15 protein-coding genes are annotated in these 20571 nt (G+C 64.8%); 12 read left to right on the top strand and 3 right to left on the bottom strand.

Annotated features, from left to right (window positions below; genetic code table 11):
• Positions 1-211: 211 nt before the first annotated feature.
• From AC1AYR_RS08195 to AC1AYR_RS08185, 3 genes are all read left to right on the top strand, one after another.
• The gene (locus AC1AYR_RS08195) at positions 212-2014 is read left to right on the top strand and encodes a proline--tRNA ligase (RefSeq protein ID WP_476512209.1); all 1803 of its coding nucleotides are present in this window, start codon (positions 212-214) and stop codon (positions 2012-2014) included.
• A 166-nt stretch (positions 2015-2180) separates the two neighbouring features.
• Complete coding sequence (locus tag AC1AYR_RS08190) at positions 2181-3077, top strand: aldo/keto reductase (RefSeq protein ID WP_476512210.1); 897 nt, start codon at positions 2181-2183, stop codon at positions 3075-3077.
• A gap of 3 nt (positions 3078-3080) precedes the next feature.
• Positions 3081-3845 (top strand): HNH endonuclease family protein, encoded by a 765-nt coding sequence (locus tag AC1AYR_RS08185; protein ID WP_476512211.1) that lies wholly within the window; start codon positions 3081-3083, stop codon positions 3843-3845.
• A gap of 10 nt (positions 3846-3855) precedes the next feature.
• Here AC1AYR_RS08185 and AC1AYR_RS08180 read toward each other — a convergent pair whose 3' ends face one another.
• Complete coding sequence (locus AC1AYR_RS08180; RefSeq protein ID WP_476512212.1) at positions 3856-5229, bottom strand: ATP-binding protein; 1374 nt, start codon at positions 5227-5229, stop codon at positions 3856-3858.
• 584 nt (positions 5230-5813) lie between these two features.
• Between AC1AYR_RS08180 and AC1AYR_RS08175 the strand changes: the two genes are divergently transcribed.
• The gene (locus tag AC1AYR_RS08175; protein ID WP_476512252.1) at positions 5814-7073 is read left to right on the top strand and encodes an Nramp family divalent metal transporter; all 1260 of its coding nucleotides are present in this window, start codon (positions 5814-5816) and stop codon (positions 7071-7073) included.
• Between the two features lie 78 nt (positions 7074-7151).
• Here AC1AYR_RS08175 and AC1AYR_RS08170 read toward each other — a convergent pair whose 3' ends face one another.
• Together AC1AYR_RS08170 and AC1AYR_RS08165 are read right to left on the bottom strand one after the other, a co-directional pair.
• Entirely contained in the window at positions 7152-7586 is a 435-nt protein-coding gene (locus tag AC1AYR_RS08170) for a hypothetical protein (RefSeq protein WP_476512213.1), read from the bottom strand.
• 503 nt (positions 7587-8089) lie between these two features.
• The gene (locus tag AC1AYR_RS08165) at positions 8090-9088 is read right to left on the bottom strand and encodes an aggregation-promoting factor C-terminal-like domain-containing protein (RefSeq protein WP_476512214.1); all 999 of its coding nucleotides are present in this window, start codon (positions 9086-9088) and stop codon (positions 8090-8092) included.
• Between the two features lie 427 nt (positions 9089-9515).
• On the opposite strand from AC1AYR_RS08165, the gene AC1AYR_RS08160 reads away from it, so the two are divergent.
• The 8 genes from AC1AYR_RS08160 to AC1AYR_RS08125 all read left to right on the top strand — a co-directional run bounded on the left by AC1AYR_RS08160 (position 9516) and on the right by AC1AYR_RS08125 (position 20569).
• Entirely contained in the window at positions 9516-11075 is a 1560-nt protein-coding gene (locus AC1AYR_RS08160) for a sugar transferase (RefSeq protein WP_476555158.1), read from the top strand.
• A 150-nt stretch (positions 11076-11225) separates the two neighbouring features.
• On the top strand, positions 11226-13001 hold the full coding sequence (locus AC1AYR_RS08155) for a DUF4012 domain-containing protein (RefSeq protein WP_476512215.1): 1776 nt from the start codon (positions 11226-11228) through the stop codon (positions 12999-13001).
• A 61-nt stretch (positions 13002-13062) separates the two neighbouring features.
• Complete coding sequence (locus AC1AYR_RS08150; protein WP_476512216.1) at positions 13063-14637, top strand: tyrosine-protein kinase domain-containing protein; 1575 nt, start codon at positions 13063-13065, stop codon at positions 14635-14637.
• A gap of 23 nt (positions 14638-14660) precedes the next feature.
• Positions 14661-15869: a glycosyltransferase family 4 protein gene (locus AC1AYR_RS08145; protein ID WP_476512217.1), complete on the top strand. Its 1209-nt coding sequence runs from the start codon at positions 14661-14663 to the stop codon at positions 15867-15869.
• Entirely contained in the window at positions 15866-17680 is a 1815-nt protein-coding gene (locus AC1AYR_RS08140; RefSeq protein ID WP_476512218.1) for a glycosyltransferase, read from the top strand. Before AC1AYR_RS08145 ends, AC1AYR_RS08140 begins: the two co-directional genes overlap by 4 nt.
• On the top strand, positions 17677-18861 hold the full coding sequence (locus AC1AYR_RS08135) for a hypothetical protein (protein ID WP_476512219.1): 1185 nt from the start codon (positions 17677-17679) through the stop codon (positions 18859-18861). The genes AC1AYR_RS08140 and AC1AYR_RS08135 overlap by 4 nt, the downstream gene beginning before the upstream one ends.
• The gene (locus AC1AYR_RS08130) at positions 18861-19466 is read left to right on the top strand and encodes a serine O-acetyltransferase (RefSeq protein WP_476512253.1); all 606 of its coding nucleotides are present in this window, start codon (positions 18861-18863) and stop codon (positions 19464-19466) included. The genes AC1AYR_RS08135 and AC1AYR_RS08130 overlap by 1 nt, the downstream gene beginning before the upstream one ends.
• Positions 19463-20569: a glycosyltransferase family 4 protein gene (locus AC1AYR_RS08125; protein ID WP_476512220.1), complete on the top strand. Its 1107-nt coding sequence runs from the start codon at positions 19463-19465 to the stop codon at positions 20567-20569. Before AC1AYR_RS08130 ends, AC1AYR_RS08125 begins: the two co-directional genes overlap by 4 nt.
• The last annotated feature ends 2 nt before the right edge of the window (positions 20570-20571 follow it).

Genomic DNA, 20571 nt, shown 5'->3' with positions numbered 1-20571 from the left:
CTGTGCGGGAGCTGTGGGCGGTGTCGGTGATGCCGGCGGTGCGGATGCCGTGGATGGTTGCGGTTGCGTCATTGGTCCCCCTTCGTATGTCCCTTCCCATTCTCTCACGCGGGCGACGATAACCGGCGACATAATCAGTGGCGTTCATCGAGGATTCGTCACCCGTGCAGGTGGAATCCGGTTGTCGGTTGAGTTGAATATCGTGGAGCGCATGACTTCCAATACCCTTCGTATGTCTACCCTGTTCCTGCGCACGTTGCGCGAGGACCCCGCCGACGCCGACGTCGATTCGGCGAAGCTGCTGCAGCGCGCCGGCTACATCCGCAAGGCCGCGCCCGGCATCTGGACCTGGCTGCCGTTGGGCCTCAAGGTGCTGAACAAGATCGAGGCGATCATCCGTGAGGAGATCAACGGCATCGGCGCCCAGGAGGTGCACTTCCCGGCTCTGCTGCCGCGCGAGCCCTACGAGGCCACGCACCGCTGGGAGGAGTACGGCGACAACATCTTCCGTCTCAAGGACCGTCACCAGGCCGACTACCTGCTCGCGCCGACCCATGAGGAGATGTTCACCCTGCTGGTGAAGGACATGTACTCGTCGTACAAGGATCTGCCGGTCACCCTGTACCAGATCCAGACGAAGTACCGCGACGAGTTCCGTCCGCGCGCCGGCCTGATCCGCGGCCGCGAGTTCATCATGAAGGACGCCTACTCGTTCACCGTGGACGAGGAGGGCATGCGCAAGGCCTACATGGACGAGCGCGGCGCCTACGAGCGCATCTTCCAGCGTCTCGACCTGAAGTACGTGCCGGTGTTCGCGATGTCCGGCCCGATGGGCGGCTCCGCGTCCGAGGAGTTCCTCGCCCCGATGCCGATCGGCGAGGACACGTTCGCGCTCGCCCCGTCCGGCAAGGCGTGGAACGTCGAGGCGCTGCACACGCCCGAACTGCCCGAGATCGACTGCTCCGCCACCCCGGCCGCGCACAAGGAGTCCACGCCGGACGCGAAGACCATCGACAAGATGATCGAGCGCGCCGACGCCGACCATCCGCGCGCCGACGGCCGCGGCTGGGCCGCCTCCGACATCCTCAAGAACGTGGCGATCACCGTCAAGCACGCCGAGGACGAGGATCACGACGAGCCGTGGCGCGAGGTCGTCGTCGTCGGCGTGCCCGGCGACCGCACGGTCGACATGAAGCGTCTCGAGGCACAGTTCGCGCCCGCCGAGATCGAGGAGGCCACCGAGGACGATCTGAAGCGGCATCCGGAGCTGGTGCTCGGCTACATCGGACCGATGGTGCTCGGCCCGCAGGCCGAGGCCGCTGGCGTCGCCAACCCGTGCCGCTACTTCGTGGACGCCCACGTGGTCAAGGGCTCCGCCTGGTTCACGGGCGCCGACGAGCATGAGGTCGACTACTACGATCTCGTCTATGGCCGTGACTTCGAGGCGGACGGCGTCGTCGAGGCCGTCGAGGTGCGCCACGGCGACATGAGCCCGGACGGCTCCGGACCGTTGAGCTTCGAGCGCGGCGTCGAGATCGGCCAGGTGTTCCAGCTCGGCCTCAAGTACTCGAAGGCCCTGGATCTGAAGGTCCTCGACCAGAACGGCAAGGCCGTCCCCGTGTGGATGGGCTGCTACGGCATCGGCGTCTCCCGCGTGCTCGCCTGCATCGCCGAAACCCATCACGACGAGCGCGGCCTCGCCTGGCCGAAGGTCATCGCCCCCGCCCAGGTGCACGTGGTCGCCACCGGCAAGAAGGACGAGGCGTTCGACGGCGCGGAGCAGCTGGTCGCCGAGCTTGAGGCGAACGGCGTCGAGGTCATCTACGACGACCGCAAGAAGGTCTCCCCGGGCGTCAAGTTCAAGGACGCCGAGCTCATCGGCGTGCCCGTCGTCGCCGTGGTCGGCCGCGACTACGTGAACGACGGCACCATCGAGATCCGCGACCGCGACGGCGAGAACAAGGTCGTCGTGCCGGCCGTCGACGCCGTCAAGGAACTCCTCGAGCGCCTGTGAGTCGTAACCGGCCGTGACCGTCGCGGTGACGTCACCGCGACGGTCACCGCAACATCATGACGTGCCGTGCGTCCCGCCTCCCGCGGGCCACGGCACTTGTGATAACGGCACGTAACGGCACGTAACGGCACCTATGATTAGGAAGACGAACAAGGAGACGACCATCATGACGAACACCCCCGGAACCCCAGCATCCAGCACATCCACCCCCAAGACATTCCACACGCCCCTCGTCACGTTGAACGACGGGCATCTCATCCCGCAGATCGGCCTTGGCGTGCTGCGCATCGACGACGAGGGCGTCGTGCCCGTCGTCGAAAGCGCGCTCGAAGCCGGCTACCGCCACATCGACGGCGCCGCCGGCTACAACAACGAGGCCGGCGTGGGCCGCGCGCTCGCCGCCACCGGCTACAACACGGGCGAGAAGCGCCAGAGCCTGTGGCTCACCACCAAGCTGCGCGACTCCCAGCAGGGTTACGATTCCGCGCTCAAGGCGTTCGACGATTCGATCGCCAAACTCCAGGTCGACTACGTGGACATGTACATGATCCACTGGCCCACCCCGTTCGACTGGCGCAGCGGCGAGACGTGGAAGGCGTTCGTCCGCCTGCGCGAGGAAGGCCGCGTGAAGACGCTCGGCGTGTGCAACTTCCTGCCTGAGCATCTGGAGCGTCTGCACGAGGAGACCGGCGAATGGCCGGCCGTCGACCAGATCGAACTGCACCCCACGTGGCAGCAGCGCGAGGTCGTCGCCTTCTGCAAAGCGCACGGCATCGCCGTCGAAGCGTATTCGCCGATGGCCCGCGGCGCCGACCTCAACGCCGGCGACGGCACGATCGAACGCATCGCCGCCGCCCACGGCGTCACTCCCGCGCAGGTGATCCTGCGCTGGCACATCGAGAACGGCACGATCATCATCCCCAAGTCCGTGCACGCGGAGCGTCAGCGTCAGAACCTCGACCTGTTCGGCTTCGTGCTCGAACCGGCCGAACACGCCGCCATCGACGCGCTCGACGGGTCCATCCGCGCCGGCCACGACCCGCTGACCTTCACCTACGCGTGACCCATGTCCCGTAGCCGCCGCCGTCCCACGCGCTTCCGTCGTCGCCGCTTCCACGCGGAACGTCTCGTTGAACGCGTGCTCATCCTCATCATCCTCGCCGCGCTCGCCGGTGCCGGCATCGGCCTCGGCCTGCCGCGGATCAGTCCGACCGTCGCGAGGATCACGGGCGAGCGGGCGGCGAGCGGCGAGGCCGCCGACGTGCTCGCGGCGCTCGCCGTCGACGACGCTCCGGACGCGTCCGGCTACAGCCGTGACGCGTTCGGCTACCGCGAAACCGATGACGACGGGAACGGCTGCGACATCCGCGAGGACATCCTCGCCCGCGACCTGAAGGACGTCGCGTTCAAGGGGACGAGCGGCCGGTACGCGTGCACCGTCGCGTCCGGCACGCTCGACGATCCGTACACCGGCAAGACGATTCGATTCACGCGCGGCGCCGAAACGTCCGCCGCCGTGCAGATCGACCACGTGGTCGCGTTGGAGAACGCGTGGCAGTCGGGCGCGCGGAACTGGGATACCGCGAAACGCTACCGGTACGGCAACGATCCGTACAATCTGCTCGCGGTGGACGGTCCTGCCAACCAGGAGAAGGGGTCCGCGTCCGCCGCATACTGGCTGCCGACGAACGGCGCGTACCGATGCGACTACGTGGCGCGGCAGATCGGCGTGAAATCGAAATACGGCCTGACCGTCACCTCGGCCGAGAAGGACGCGATGCTCGCCGTCCTGCACGGATGCCCCGGCCAGGCGGTTCCCGCGGACGAGTGAGACGGCCGATTCAGCGTCCCGGATTGTCCAGCAGCGGCGTGCGCCCCTCATCGTATGCGCGCAGCAGTCGGCGCAGCAGGAACGTGGTGAAATATGGTGCGGTGAACACATGCTCGCTGCTGCCGACGTTGCCGGCATGCAGTTTGACGCCGAACCGGATTTCCGGGTACGAGTCGGATGCGATGAGCGTGCGCATCGACTTCGCCGTGCCTTTGCGTGCCTTTACCTCGACGGGGACCAGCCATTCGCGGGTACGCACGAAGAAGTCCTGTTCCAGTGTGGAATCTTCCTTCTTGTAGTAGTAGAGGCCATAGCCGGATTTGCGCAGCGCCTCCGCGGCGATGCTCTCGTACAATGCGCCCTTGTAGACGCCGAGGTTGCGGTTCGCGCGCAGGTCGTCGCTCGCCTCGTCGTCCAGCATGGCGACGAACAGGCCCGTGTCTCCGAAGTAAATCTTGAACTTGTTCTCGTCGTAATTGCCTTTGAGCGGCAGCTCCGGGTAGGACAGGCAACGGCAGACGTTCACCATGCCCGATGACTCCAGCCATTCGACGCATCCGCGGTAGTCCTTGAACCGGGCTCCGCGCGCCACCTTGCTGATCTGGAACTTCTTGTTCTCCTTGGCGAGTTGCACGGGGATGTGGTTGAACACGTTGAGGATGCGCGCCTGGTCGAGCCCTTCGGCGTACTTGCGGATATCCTCCTGATAGTCGCCGATGAGCTGCCGCTGCATCTGCAGCGTGCCTTCGAAGGTTCCGGTGCGGATGGATGAGGCGACGACCGCGGGCATGCCGCCGAGAATGCAGTAGTCGAGGAACAGCGAGGAGAAGGTATCCATCTCCACCTGGCTGAACGGCCGTGTCTCGCACAGGTGATCGAGCATGCCGTCCGCGATGTCGTCACCGTAGCCGCGCGCCCACAGGTATTCCTCGAAATCCATCGAATACATCTCGTAGTCGGTCTTGTAGCCGACGCTGTTGCTCTCGATGCGCCGGTACCCGATGCCGAGCATCGACCCGCTGCATATCACGTCGAAACGCCCGTCGATCGCGAAGAACTTGAGCGTGGTCGCGATGTCCGGGTGCGCCTGAATCTCATCGAAGAACAGGAGCGTCTCGCCTGGGACGAACCGTTTCGACGGGTCGATAAGAGAGATGCTGCGGATGACGGCGTCCGCACCGTAGCCGTCCGCGGTGATCGCGCGGTACTTCGGCTCCTCCACGAAGTTGATCTCGATGATGTTCGCATAATGGCCGTGTGCGAAACGGCGGATGGTCTCGGTCTTGCCGACCTGACGCGGTCCTTTGATGATGAGCGGCAGCCGGTGCGGATCGGATTTCCATGATTCGAGGAATATGTCCGCGTTGCGCTTGAGATACGTCATGTTCCACCTTCGCATATCGTTGCTGTATGGCCGATTTTACACTTTTATGAGTGAGTTTTCGTGTATCTAGCACATCTTATGAGCGAGTTTTCCGCTAATTCCGCATTGTTATGGGGGAGTTTCAGGCCGTATGTCACATTTCACATCACATTTCATGAGGGGGCTCGTTGAGAAGTCGGATGACGAGCCATGGGGCGGGCATGTTGCGGCGGGTAACATGCGTGCGCTATACCGGTGTACGGATATCACGAGGGGAAGTGCGGCAAGTGCAGGATACCGGTAGTCAGGATGCGCAGGATTCTTGGAAGACGAGCGGAACGGGCGATGTCGGCGGCGCGCGGGAATCGGCGGCGCGACAGGCATTGAACGACGACCGCGTCGTTGAGGGGGCGACGGCGACGAACGACCCGACCGTCGCGAACGCGCGGCGTCAGGGGCGCGGCTACGGCCGCGGGCATGCGGTGCGCGTCGCGCCGGGGGCCATCGCCGGATCGTCCGCCGGCAGGGGATACGGTCGTCGGCACAGCATCGACAAGCATCGCGAGTACGTGCTCGCGGGAGGGCCGGAACGTCAACAGGCCGAAATCGAGAAGGAACGCCAGCGGGCCCGGCATGAGGCCGGTGTGACGCGGCACGGGCATTCGCTGGCCAGTATCCTCGGCCCCGCGTTCGTGGCGGCCGTCGCCTACGTGGACCCGGGCAACGTGGCCGCGAACGTGACCTCCGGCGCACGCTACGGGTACATGCTCATGTGGGTGCTGGTCGTCGCGAACGCGATGAGCGTGCTCATCCAATACCAGTCCGCGAAACTCGGCATCGTCACCGGGCGTTCGCTGCCGGAACTGCTGGGAAGCCGCATGAGCGACGCCGGACGGTTCATGTTCTTCATGCAGGCGGAGGTGATCGCCATCGCCACCGATCTGGCCGAGCTCATCGGCGGGGCCATCGCGCTGAACCTGCTGTTCGGCCTGCCGCTGTTCGCCGGAGGCGTGGTGATCGGCGCAGTCTCCACCGTGCTGCTCATGTTCGAGGGCGGGCGCACGCACCGCCTGTTCGAGAAGATGGTGATCGCGCTGCTGCTGGTCATCACGTTCGGGTTCATCGCGGGCCTGTTCATCGCGCCGCCGAATCCGGTCGACGTGCTCGGCGGCCTCGTGCCGCGCTTCTCGAACCGTGATTCCGTGCTCATGGCCGCGTCGATGCTGGGCGCGACCGTCATGCCGCATGCCATCTACCTGCATTCGACGCTGGTCAACGACCATTATGCGGGCGGTGAGGAACGGCCGACCACGCGTGAACTGCTGCACGGCTCGAAGATCGACGTGTTCTGGGCGCTCGTGCTCGCCGGCACCGTGAACCTCGCGCTGTTGATCCTCGCCGCGAACTCGCTGCACGGCATGACCGGCACCGATTCGATCGAGGGCGCGCAGCACGCGATCGTGAGCGTGCTCGGCCCGGTGATCGGCACGATCTTCTCGATCGGTCTGCTCGCCTCGTCGCTGAGCTCCACGTCGGTGGGCACGTACGCGGGCGCGGAGATCATGCACGGATTGCTCAGGATCAAGGCGCCGATGTGGGCATGCCGCGTGGTCACGCTCGTGCCCGGGCTGATTGTGCTGTGGTTCGCTCCGAACCCGACCGAGGCGCTGGTCATCGGCCAGGTGATTCTTTCGATCGGCATCCCGTTCGCCATCATTCCGCTGCTACGCTACACGCACGACCGGAAACTCATGGGCGAATATGTGGACGGCACTATCAAGCATGTGGTGTTCATCGCCGTGGCCGCGCTGATCGTGGCGTTGAACGTGCTGCTTATCGCGTTGACGTTGCTCGGCGTGGCATGACGCCGAGCAACGTCGGTTGACGGGGTGACGGTTGATCGTCAACCCCACCCCGTCAACCGTCAACCGACGTTGGGCCGCTCAGGCGGTCTTCTTGCGGCCGCGGCGCTTCATCGTGCCGGCGACGGCGTTGGCGGCATCGAAGACGGCGGCCTTGTCGTCCGCATAGTACGCGCCCGTCACCTGCTGGTAGGCGACCTCGCCTTCAGGAGCCTCGGGCAGTTCGAAGAACGCGCCGATCGCGGCGAGCGGAGCGGAGTCCTTCACGCTCACGGACGAAGCCTGCTTGCCTTCGGGCTTGCTGAACTTCACCGCATTGTCCGCCTTGGCGGTGGTGGGGACGATCGCCACCTGCTTCGTCTTCTCGTTGACGAGCACCTTCACGTAGGCGGGGAAGCCGAGCACCTGCGCGGTGGCCTTGTTGAAACGGATCGCGTTCGCGGTGACGGTCATCACGATCTTGCCGACCGGCTTGACCAGACGAACCTCCTCGAATCCCTGCAATACGGATGCCATGATTGTCTCCTTGATGCTGCTGATATCGATGCTGTTATGCTGCATTGAATTCAGCGCGCCGACGCATGGTATAAACGGATGAATTACGACGGTAAATCGCATTCGAATTCCTTAATAATCATGGTGTCAACGCGTTTGAATTATCGTCACCAATCATAGCGGATAATAAGACGTAATTTCATCGGATATTCGCAGCGTTTATGGTATTCGCGGAATTGGCTGTGTCGTGGAATCGGCTGTGCTTGCGACGATACGCTCCAGTGGCAACGCGACCGGTGAGAACCTGAACCGCGCCTCGCGCTGCGCTAATGCCCGGGCCACTTGGAAAGCGAACAACGCGCGCGCCTCGTCGTCGGCGGGAGGAAGATGAGCATCGCGGCCATACGACTCATGCACACCAAAATCGCAGAGAGGAGGAATACGCGAGGAGGGGAGCCGCCGTATGACGGTTCCCCTCCTCGCGTTGGTTGATTCGGCTGGATTCAGCCGAATCGGATGAAGGATCAGTAGCTGTGGTGGGACAGCCAGTAGTTGTAGGCGCCGGTGATGCCGCCGTAGCGGCCGTTGCAGTAGCTCACGAACCACTTGAACTGGGTCTGGTAGTTGTCGGCCCAGTCGGAGCCGGCGGAAGCCATCTTCGATCCGGGCAGGGCCTGCGGCAGGCCGTATGCGCCGGAGGAGGCGTTCGTGGCGTGCGGGTTCCAGCCGGACTCGTGGTTGATGATGTACACGGCGGCCGTGAAGTCGGCTTCGCTATAGCCGTTGTCGATGAGCCAGTCGTGCGCCCACGTCTGCATCTCCGAGGCCGGTACCGTGGTGCCGAGCGAGGAGGAGCTGGACGACGATGACGACGACGAGGAAGTGGAGCCGGTGCCGACGAGCACGATCTTGTCGGTCGGAGCCTCCTTCACGTAGGAGGCGAACACGTTGGAGGAGACGATCTTGCCGCCGGCGCGGGTGACGAGGCTCGTGGTCTCCATCGTGCCGGTCTTGCCTTCCTGCTGGACCTTCTCTTGGCCCTTCGGCAGCGCCTCGGTCTCCTTCTTCACCGTGTTGAACGCGATTTCGGTGTCACTGGTCTCCAGCGTGGCACCCGCGCGTTCGATGGTGATGACCGTGGACTCGTCGACCTTCGTGTTCAGCGAGGGGGAGACGGTGTCGTCCGGGTCGAGGACGATGTCGCCGGCTTCGAGCACGGACTTGACGGTGGTGAAGTCGTCACCGAGCACAGTGCGGGATTTGCCGTTGATCTTGACGGTCACGTAGGAGGTGTTGCCGTTGAGGTCGCCGCGTGCGCCTCCACGGGAGACGCCGAGCGCCGCATTGTCCGTGGCCGAGAACTCGGTGACTGCCGTATGCTCGTTCGACTGCTGGTAGAAGTTCCTGGATACGATGCCGGCACCCGCAAGCATGCCCACCGTCGCGACAATCGCCGCGATCCGCATCCACTGGCGCCTGCTCAGGGATTTCAGGGTGGGGTTCTTCTTGCGATGATTCGCCATAGTACTCCTTACATACCGGGCTTATCGGTGCCGTCGTTCGTTCGTACAGCCTGCGGCACTCACTGTCCACGATTCTAGCGCCTGAACCGAACAAAGGAAGAACGGCGAGGAAGCGACCACCCTCCGGCGCTGCGCGCCACCTCCCGCCGGCGGGAGGGGGTGAGGCCCGCGTCGCACAACAGCCCGCGCATGCTGGAGTGCGCGCCACCTCCCGCCGGCGGGAGGGGTGAGGCCCGAAATCGCGGGTTGCACCCGCAGGCGGGAGGGGACAAGGGAAGGGAGTGGGCGCCGTGCCAGGGAGGCCGGGGTGGGGTGTGTCGTCCGTAGACCCCCTGATACTGCCCCGTCGTTACTATCGGGGGTAGCCCCTTGGGTGGTGAGTCGGGGCCGCGTGTGAGAGCGCGTGAGAGAGAAAGGCGAATCGACTATGAGCCAGATCGCTCCCTTGGCCGAAAGGATGGCCGGCGACGCGGTCCGTCAGTTGAGCGAGATGCGTCAGGAGCAGTTGTCCCGCGTGCTGTACTGGCGGTTCTTCGTGAACATGGCGTTGATGCTGTGCGACGCCGCCATGTTCATCTTCGCCGGAGTCACCGTGCTCAACCTGCGCCATGAAGACGGCCCCTACTATTCGACGCGATTCGATTTCTTCACCGACATCACCGTGTACCTCGTGGTGGCCGCGTGCGTATGGGTGTGGTGCCTGGGCATGTCCGGCATCTACCATCGTCATGTGATGGGTGACGGCTACCAGCTGAACGTCAAGCTGTTCGCCGGCATGTGCCGTTGCTGGGTGGGCCTGTGCGCGGTCACGTTCTTCCTCGATCTGCATTTCACGTTGGCGAGCATGACCCTCGTGGTCGTCGGCGGCGCGGTGCTGACGGCATTGGAGCGTGCGGTCGCACGTGTGTTCATTACGCGCACCCGCCGCAACGGCGCCTACTCGTATGCCACGGTGGTGGTGGGTTCCCCCGAGGGCATCGCCAAGGTCATGCGTTTCCTCGGTAAGCGCGAGCAGCTCAACTACCGCGCGGTCGTGGTGTGTCCGGTGCGTCTCGATCCGGAGACGAGACTCGTCGTGGCGGACGATGACGTGGATCGTCTGCGCGCGATGGTGCCTGAAGCGGGCCGCGGCGTGGACATCATCCGCTACGCGGACAACAATCTGGCGGAGGAGTTCGTCCGTCATCAGATTCAGACGGTGATGGTCGCCGACGTGTTCCATCGTCTTTCCGACAATTTCAATACGTTCTCCGTGCGCATGGAGTCGCTGGGATTGGAGATCGCGCTGATCTCCTCCGCCGCGGACGTCGCCGGGCATGAGACGCAGGTGCGTTCCATCCAGGACACGACGATTCTCACGCTGCGTCTGCCCCAGTATTCGCCGGCGACGCGCATTGTCAAGCGGATCTTCGACTTGGTGATCTCCTCGCTCGCGATCGTGTGCTCGCTGATCGTCACGCTGCCGGTCGCCCTGGCCATCAAGCTCACGGACGGCGGCCCCGTGTTCTACACGCAGGAGCGTATCGGCCTGCGCGGGCGCCCGTTCCGTATGATCAAGTTCCGTTCGATGGTGACGAACGCGGACGCGCTCAAGGCGAAGCTCGCCGAACAGACCGGTCAGGAGGATCGTTTCATCTTCAAGATGAAGGATGATCCGCGCATCACCAAGGTGGGGCGTTTCATCCGCCGGTTCTCCATCGACGAGCTGCCCCAGTTCCTCAACGTGTTCCGCGGCGACATGTCCGTCGTGGGGCCGCGACCGCCGCTGCCGGAGGAGTTCGCCCGCTACAACCAGGTGTATGCGACGCGCATGCTCGTCAAGCCGGGTATCACCGGCCCGTGGCAGGTGTCGGGCCGTTCCGACCTGTCCGCGGAGGAGAGCGAGCGCCTCGACGTCGCATATGTGCAGAACTGGTCGATCGGCGGCGACATCGTGCTCATGTTCCGTACCGTCGGCGCCGTGCTGGGGCATAAGGGGGCGTACTGACCGATGTCCGATGAATCATTGGCGCCACGCGAGCCGTCATCCGAAGGCCCGATATCAGGCGGCTCCGGGGTTTCGGGCCAGCGTCCGCCGGTCGTGGCCCCGGATCTGAGCCATGTGCCGCAAAGCTCGCATCATGGCCGTCGCCGGCATATGAGCGACGAGCATATCGCGAAACTGAAACGCCGCCGCCGGAACCGCCGCATTCTGCTCGTCGTGTTGGCCGTGCTCGTCGCGCTCGTGGCGTGGGGCGCGTATCTCGCGTATTCCGCGTTGATCGCCAAACGTGAGATCCAGGCGGCGGTCGCCTCCGCCTCGTCGTTGGGCGCGGGCGCGGTGTCCGGCGATGTGAACGCCACGAAGTCGGCGCTCGGCCAGATGGGCGGCCATGTCGACAAGGCGTACGCGCAGACCGGTAATCCGTTGTGGAAGCCGTTGGAGTTCATTCCCTACTATGGTTCCGACGTGAAGGCGGTACGCGAGTCGGTGCGCATCATGGCCGACGTGTCCGACAACGCCCTGCCGCAGCTCGAATCCGCGTTGGACACCATGCAGGTGAAGGATTTCGGCGTCTCCAACGGTCGGATCGCGCTGCCCGGTCTCGCGGACGCCGCCGAGAATCTGAGACTCGCGAGCGAGAGCCTGACGCAGGCGAACACCGAATTCCAGCGTCTGGACGGCACACACGTCGCCTCGTTGACGCGTATGCTCGGCGACGCGCAGGAACGCTTCTCCACCGCCGCCTCGCTCATGGACGGCGTCTCCCGGTTCGCGCAGACGGCTCCCGCCATGTTCGACCTCGACAGGTCCGGCGCGCACAGCTATCTCATCATCGGCGAGAACAACGCCGAGGCGCGCGCCAGCGGCGGGTTGCCCGCGTCATGGGGTGTGATGACGGTCGACGACGGCGCGATCTCCATCTCCGATTTCATCGCCGACACGGCCATCGCGCAGCAGGACGAACCGGTCACGCCGCTCACGGACGAGGAGCAGTCGCTGTTCGGCGACAAGCTCGCCACCATCGCGCACGACGTGAACATCACCCCCGATTTCACGCGTACCGGCGTGATCGCGCGCGCCATGTGGGAGAAGACGCAGGGGCAGAGTGTCGACGGCGTGATCGCCGTGGACCCCGTGTTCCTCCAGCAGCTGCTCGGCGTGACCGGCCCGGTGACGCTTTCCGACGGCACTACGCTGGACGGTTCGAACGCCGCGCAGACCCTGATGCACGACGAGTACTACCGCACCGATGACCATGCGGCACAGGACGCGTTCTTCGCTGAAGCGGCGAGCGCGACGTTCCGTCTGGCGACGGCGTCGAATGCGCTCGACGCGAGCCGGGTGCTCTCCTTGTTCCCCAAGGCCGCGGCGAACGGTCACGTCAAACTGTGGCTCGCGGATTCCGGTCTGCAGCGTCAGCTGGAGAACACGGCGCTCGGCGGCACGCTGAGCCGTGCGGCCGGCGAGCCGACGGTCGGCGTGTACGTGAACAACGCGTCGCAGTCGAAGATGGACTGGTATCTCGACCGCAAGGCCACGGCGACATACGTGCGCACGATGGCTGACGGGAGCCGCGAATATGATGTGCACATCACCATGACGAACACGTTCGACGCCGCCGACGCGGCATCGACCCCGCAATACGTGCTCGGCGACGGCATCGACGGACTGACGGGGGGACGCAACGCGACCCTCCTGTACGTGACGGCGCCGGCCGACGGACGACTGGTCTCCTGGAGGTTCTCCGACGGAAGCCAGTTCGACAACTATCTCACGCTCGACGGTCTCACCGTGGGCGTCAAACGCGTCGAACTCGACCCCGGGCAACGCCTGGAGGCGAGCGTGCGCGTACGCACCTCGAACCAGGTGTCCGCCGGTTCGGGAGACGGGCTGGCGATTCGCGAGACGCCGCGCATACGGGACGAGTGACCGGATGCGGCGACGTACTGCCGGATAGACGCGAATCCCCAAGCATCGACAATCGACACTTATGAAACACAATCAGAGGAAGCACACACGAGCCGCGAACCGCAACGCGGCGGGCAAGGAGCAAAGCATGACGGTAGCCGACATCCTGGAGACGCTGAAGAAGCATCTCATCGTGGAACTGGTCGTGTTGCTGGTGGTGCTGGCCGGAGGCTACGCCTACGTAAGCCAGCAGACCCCGAAGTACACGGCCACCACGCAGATGTTCGCCAGCGTGAACCATCAGGCCGCCTACGGGTCGTCCAACGCCTCGTCGGACGGGTCGTCCGACGGCGATACGCAGCAGTCCAGCCCCACCACCGACGCTTCGGGCGACACCAGCTACATCTCCGGACAGGTCGGCGCCCTGCCGACACTGGTCACGACGCCCGCCGTGCTCCAGCCGGTGATCGACGATCTCGGCCTCGACACGTCCGTGGACGAGCTGGGCGCGCGCATCACCATCAGCGCGCAGAACACGTATTTCGTGAACGTCGCCGTGACCGACACGAACCCGAAGCGCGCCGCGAACATCGCCAACGCGGTCGGCCAGAGCCTCAAGAAGCAGATCTCCTCCGACTCGTACGCCTCCGAGAAGACATACGTGCTGAGCCTGCTCAACCTGTCCGTCGTGCGTCATGCCGAGGTGCCGAAGACGCCCAGCTCGCCGAACGTGAAGTCGTTCATGTTCAAGATGGTGCTCGCCGGCGTGGTGGCCGCCGTGTGCGTGGCGCTCATCATCGAGGCCGCGGACAAGCGCCTGCGCCAGATCGCCGACCTGCAGCGTCTCACCGACGCGCCCACGCTCGGCGTGCTCCTCAAGGACGACGCCTACCAGGCGAGCGCGCCCGTCGTGGTCTCCGCGCCGTCGTCCAGCGCGGCGGAAAGCATCCGCCGTCTCGCCCTGAACCTCATGTTCATCGCGCCCGACCGCACCGAACTGTCCAACATCATCGTCATCTCCTCCGCCGGCCAGCATGAGGGCAAGACCACGGTGGCCGTGAACCTGGCCGCCGCGCTCGCCGAGAAGGGCGAGAAGGTGCTGCTCATCGACACGGATCTGCGCCGCCCGTCCGTCGCGGGCGCGTTGAACATCAACGGCAAGGTGGGTCTGAGCCATCTGCTCGCCGGACAGGTGACCTCGAAGGAGGCCATTCAGCAGTATTGGAAGCCGAACTGCCATGTGCTGCCCGCCGGCGATCAGACCACCAATCCGAGCATCCTCATCAACTCGCATGCCATGCAGGATCTGCTCAGGCAGGTCGCGTCCGCCTACGACCACGTGGTCATCGACACCACGCCGATGCGCGTCGCCAACGACGCCGCCGTCTTCGCGAAGGACGGCGCGCGTCTCATCCTCGTCGCCAGCCAGGGCGTGACCGTGAAGAAGCAGCTGAAGGACACGATGCAGGAGTTCGAGATGATCGGCGTCGCGCCGGTCGGTACCGTGTTCAACAACGATCATGTGAAGCGCGGCAAGAACAGCTACTACTATTACGGCGACTACGCCGGCGAAGGCAAGGGCCGCAAGGCCCGTCGCGCGAAGGCGGCCTCGAAGGCGGCTGCGAAGGCGGCTGCGAAGACCGAGGAGAAGGCCTGAGCGGCCGGAGACGGGGAGAGACGATGACCTCCACGAAACGCCGCGCACTCATCATCCAGGAGGCCATGGGCGGCTGCGGCCGCCACGTGGTCGACCTGGTCACCGGACTCGACCCGGACCGTTTCGACGTCACGCTGATTCACGGCACGTCGCGCATCGACGACTATTATCGCGACGCGCTGCCGCGCATGGCCGAACACGCCCGCATCATCCCCTGCGACGACCTGGTGCGTCCGATCAGCCCGAAGCACGAGCTGAAAGCCCTGCGCGAAGTGACGCGCGTGATTCGCGAGTTCAAGCCGGAAACGGTGCACTGCCACAGTTCGAAGGCGGGCGTGATCGGCCGCATGGCCGTGCTGCTCGCCGGTCGGCGCGCCGGCGTGCGCCGCGTGTTCTACACGCCGCACGCCTACTCGTTCCAGGCGCCCGAGTTCGGTGGCAGGAAACGCACGGTGTTCGTGGGACTCGAACGGTGGATGAGCCGTCACGCCACCACGCTCACGTTCAACGTGAGCGCGGGCGAGCGTGATGCGGCGCTCGCGGAACGGCTCGACGATCCCGCCAAGTTCGAGGTCGTGTACAACGGCGTGGCGGACGTGCCGGTGCCGTCGCGCGACGAGGCCCGAGCGCTGCTCGGATTGGACACGCTCGGCGTGCCCGCCGGGGCGCCCGTCGTGGGCGTGACGGCGCGTCTCGTGGAACAGAAGGACCCGTTGACCGCGGTCGGCGTGATGCGGCGGGTGCTTGCGGAGCGTCCGGACGCGCATCTGGTGATGATCGGCGACGGCGATCTCGAGGACGCCGTGCGCGCGACCGTGGCGGACGCCGGCATCGAAGACCATGTGCACCTGCTCGGATACCGTCCGGACGCGGAACGCGTGGTCGCCGCGTTCGACGTGTACCTGCTGTCCTCCCTGTACGAGGGGATGCCGTATTCGCTGGTGGAGGCGCTGCGCGCCGGCGTGCCGATCGCCGCGACCGACACCACCGGCAATGACGAAGTGGTGACGGACGGCGTGAACGGCAGGCTGTTCCCCGTGGGGGACGCCGAGTCCGGCGCGAAGGCCGTGCTCGACCTGCTGGAGCATCCGATGCCGGCCGGCCGGGTGCGCGGCACCTATCTCGAACGGTTCACGTTGGACCGCATGTTGGAGACGATCACCGCCCGGTACGAGGGCGTGCCGCCCACCACGGGCGGCACGGGACGTAAGGACGAGGAGGAACGGGCATGATACTCATCAAGGTCTGGTACCGGTTCACCGGTCTGCTGCTCAAAGCCCTGTACAAGGTGGTGTACGGCCGCCACATGCGCTGGGGAAAGGGCTTCCACATGCGCAAGGGGTTCCAGGCGACCGTGGAGAACGGCGGTTCGATCGTGCTGGGCGACAACGTGTTCTTCAACAACGGGTGCGGTCTGCACGCGCGCAAGTCGATCACGATCGGCGACGAGACGATCTTCGGCGAGAACGTGCACGTGTACGACCATAACCACCGGTTCGCCGATCCGACGCTCGCCATCAAGGATCAGGGCTATTCGGAGGCTCCGGTGACGATCGGACGCCACTGCTGGATCGGCTCGAACGTGACGATCCTCAAGGGCGCGACCATCGGCGACAACACGGTGATCGGCGCCGGATGCGTCATCTCCGGCGACATCCCCGCGAACTCCGTGGTCCGCACGGACACCGCCCTCACCATCACCCCCATCTCCCGGCCCTCCGCTCCCGAGGACGGTTCCGTCTCCTCCCGCCCGCCGATGGTTGGATCGGACGAGCGGCGTTCGACCGGCACCGGCTCCTCTTCCCGGCCCCCGCTGGCGGGGGCTGTCGAGCGTGGCTCGACTGGGGGTGGTTCCGGCGAGGAACCGCACACCGCGCCCGTCCGCGTGCTCGTCCTCGACACCGTGATGGATCGTGGCGGCGCCGAAACCATGATGATGAACTACATGCGCCACATGGACCGCAGCAAGGTCGCCTATGATTTCCTCGTCAACCGCGACTACCGAGCCGCATACGAGGACGAGATCGAACGCCTCGGCGGCCACGTCTACCGCATGTGCCCGATGTACCCGCAGTATTTCGGCCGGTACAAGCGCGAGATCCGCGATTTCCTCGTCAAGCATCCGGAATACCGCATCATCCACTCGAATCTGGAGGAGCGCAGCTATTTCGGGTTGCGTGAGGCGTACAAGCTGGGCGTGCCGGTGCGCATCGCCCACGCGCACAACCGTCCGGTCGGCTTCGACCTGAAGTCCGTGTTCCGCGAATACTTCCGTCTGCGTCTGCCCAAGTACGTGACGCACATGTTCGCGTGCGGCGAGGAGGCGGGCGATTGGCTGTTCGGCGTGAAGAACCGCGGCCGTGTGATCCAGCAGCGCAACGCCATTGACACCGCCCAATACCGTTTCGACGCCGACGTGCGCGCCGCGGTGCGCGGCGAGTTCGACGTGAAGGACTCCACGTTCGTGCTCGGCCACGTGGGACGGTTCTTCCCGCAGAAGAACCACACGTTCCTCATCGACGTGTTCGCCGCGGTGCACCGGCTCCGCCCGGACAGCGAACTGTGGCTGGTCGGCGGCGGCGAACTGAACGACGAGCTGAAGAACCAGATTCGCGACAAGGTGGACGCGCTCGGATTGAGCGGCGCGGTGCGGTTCCTCGGCGTGCGTTCCGACGTGAACCGTGTGATGCAGGGCATGGACGCGTTCATCCTGCCGAGCCTGTTCGAGGGACTGCCGTTCACGATGATCGAAGCGCAGGCGGCCGGCCTGCCGTGCACGATCTCCGACCGTGTGCCGAAGCAGTGCGACATCACCGGCAACGTGCAGGTCGTGCCGTTGGCCGCGAGCCCCGACGAGTGGGCGAAGCGCGTGCTCGCGCAGGCGGACGCGCCGAAGATCGTGGATCGTGCGCTGGGACCGGAACTCGTCACGAAGGCCGGTTTCGACATCACGGCGAACGCCGCGTGGCTGCAGGGCTTCTATCTGGACGCGCTGGCGAAGGCCGAAGGCGGTGCGGCGGCCGGGAAGGCCGGTGGCCGATGAGCGGTTCCTTTTCCACCGCGCGCCTGGCCAAGATGAGCCGCAAGGAGCGTCGCCAGCGCCGCCTCGCCATGGAGCTGCGCAACAAGAATGCGCTCCTCGCGCTCATCCTGCCCGTGATGATCGCCGCCAAGATCATGGTGGCGTACGTGCTGCCGCCGAAATACTTCTACGACAACAACCGCATCCTGTCGATGATGCTCGGCACGGCGGGTGACGCGGCATGGGAAGGTGACTACCGGACGGCGTCGAACCTGTTCGACAGCATCAATTTCGCCGGCATCGACACGCTCATCGACTGGTCGATCTGCCTGGGCATCATCTTCACCACGCTGGTGATCTTCATGGTGATTCGCGCGGATTCCCCCGACCTGCTGCAATCATTGTTCCTGCTCGCGACCGTCGGCCTGCTGAACATCTACATCTTCAATATCGGCAAGGATATCATCCAGTTCGCGTTCTTCTTCGCCGTATACGTGGTGCTCATCCTGCCGATCGACAATTCGCTGGTCAAGGTGCTGGCCAGCGCGGGCATCCTGTATTTCGAAAGCACGTTCTTCCGCGAATACTACATTCTCATCGCCGCGCTGATCGTCGCCGTGTACGCGATTCTGCTGTTCTTCAAGCAGCGCAGCGCCATCGGCCTCGGCAGCACGCTGATCATCGTCGTGCTTCTGTTCGCGACCATCTATCTGATGATGATCGTCGCGAATGCGGTCATGCCCACCGAATACCACACGATTCTGAACCTGAGGGCCGGCTACGATACGGCGTTCGGCGGCAGTGCCGACTCCTCCACGCTGATTCAGAACTGGATTCCCGGCGGCGGCCTGCCGATCTACATGGTCAACTATCTCATCAACGCGTTCCGCATGATGATTCCCTTCGAGCTGGTGATGCGCGGAGCCGGCTATCTGCCGTTCTTCGCGTTCCAGTGCATGGTGACGTTCTACATGGTGAATCTGATCCGCCAGATCAATCACGTCAACGATTCCACGCTGTTCATCGCGTTGTGCGTGTACATCGGCTACGCGCTGGCGTCGTTCATCTTCGAGCCGGACTTCGGTTCGTGGACCCGCCACGAGGCGGCCACCTTCCCCGTATTGCACCTGCTGGTGCTCAACAACTTCCAGAAGATTCCCCTCACGCAGGAGGAACGCGTGCTGTTAAGAGGAGGTGCGTGATGATGAACGTAGACGAGCTTGTCCGATCCGACTGTTTCCGCTACGCGGCGAAGTCGGACCGGACAACGATGCTGAAGCAGCGGTTCGTACAGATGGGGTTCCGCTATACGAGCATGTTGCGCAAGGCGCAGTCCCATCGCTCGGGACTCCTCCACTACTGGTACCGGTGGCGTCTGCTGCGATTGTCGAAGAGCACCGGATTCCAGATCGGCTATGGTGCGAGCATCGGCGCAGGGCTGTTCATCGGTCACCGTGGCACGGTGATCGTCAACGGCGAGGCGCGGCTCGGCAGCAACGTGAACCTGAGCCCGGGCGTGGTGGTCGGTCAGGAGAACCGTGGTCGGCATCGGGGAGTGCCTCAGATCGGCAACCGGGTGTGGATCGGCTCGAACGCGGTCATCGTCGGCGGCATCCGCATCGGCAACGACGTGCTGGTCGCCCCGAACTCGTATGTGAACTTCGACGTGCCCGACCACAGCATCGTCGTCGGCAATCCGGCCCGCGTGATCCGACGCGAGAACGCGACGGAAGGATACTGCCACAATCAGGTGCCGAACGTGGTTGCGGACGAGGAGTATGCGGTGACGGACGGAGGCGCACGATGACGCACATCGCGTTCTTCTCGGGGGACATCACGCGGTCCGGAGGCACGGAGAACGTGTCCGTCATGATCGCCAACGCGCTCGCCGGACAGGGGGAGGGGAACGCCTTCGCCATCTCGTTCGTCAGCCTGTTCGAAGAGGCTGCGGAACCGTTCTTCGCCATCGACCCGCGGATCGCGCGCCATACGGTGTACCCGACCGTCACGCACGGCATCCACCACTATTGCGACACGGTCAGGCGCCTGCGCGGGCTGGTACGCGACCACCGCATCGACGTGCTCGTCGACATCGACGGCATCCTCGACATGTACGCGCTGCCGTTGAAGCGCGGCACCGGCGTGCGGGTGATCTCCTGGGAGCATTTCAACTATCTGCAGAACCCGGGCGTGCCCTACCGCAAACTCACGCGCCGGTGGGCGGCACGCAAGGCCGACGCCATCGTGACGCTCACCGAAGCGGACCGGAACCTGTACGAGACGCATCTGCACCCGAAATGCCCGGTCATCGCCATCCCCAATCCGATGCGCCGGCCGGAACCCGACCCCGTATACGACGCGGACTCGCGCACCATCATCAGCTCCGGGCGACTCACCTACCAGAAGGGCTTCGACATGCTGGTCGACGTGGCCGCCCGCGTACTGCCGGACCATCCCGACTGGACGTGGCTCATCCTCGGCGAAGGCGAGGACCGTCCCATGCTGGAGGAGAAGATCGCCGCCGCCGGACTCGGCTCGCAGCTCATCCTCAAAGGCCGCGTCGAGAACATGGACGACTACTACCGTGCCGCCGCCATGTTCGTCATGACCTCCCGCTTCGAGGGGCTCCCCATGGTGCTGCTCGAAGCCAAAGCCCACACACTGCCCATCGTGAGCTTCGACTGCCAGACCGGACCGGCGGAGATCGTCGACGACGGCGTGAACGGCGACCTGACCGCGGTCGGCGACATCGACGCCACGGCCGCCGCCGTCAACCGTCTCATCGACGACGCCGCACGCCGCACGGCATACTCCGCGCACGCGCTCGACGGCGCCGACCGGTTCGGCATGGACGAGATCCTCGCCCAGTGGCACGGCCTGCTCTCCCGACTCGTCACGGAAGGCAGGTGACC

It is taken from the genome of Bifidobacterium sp. LH_417 (genome assembly GCF_056357035.1).
Note: the sequence above shows the minus strand (reverse complement) of the source record. Positions and strands in the feature narration are given on the sequence as shown.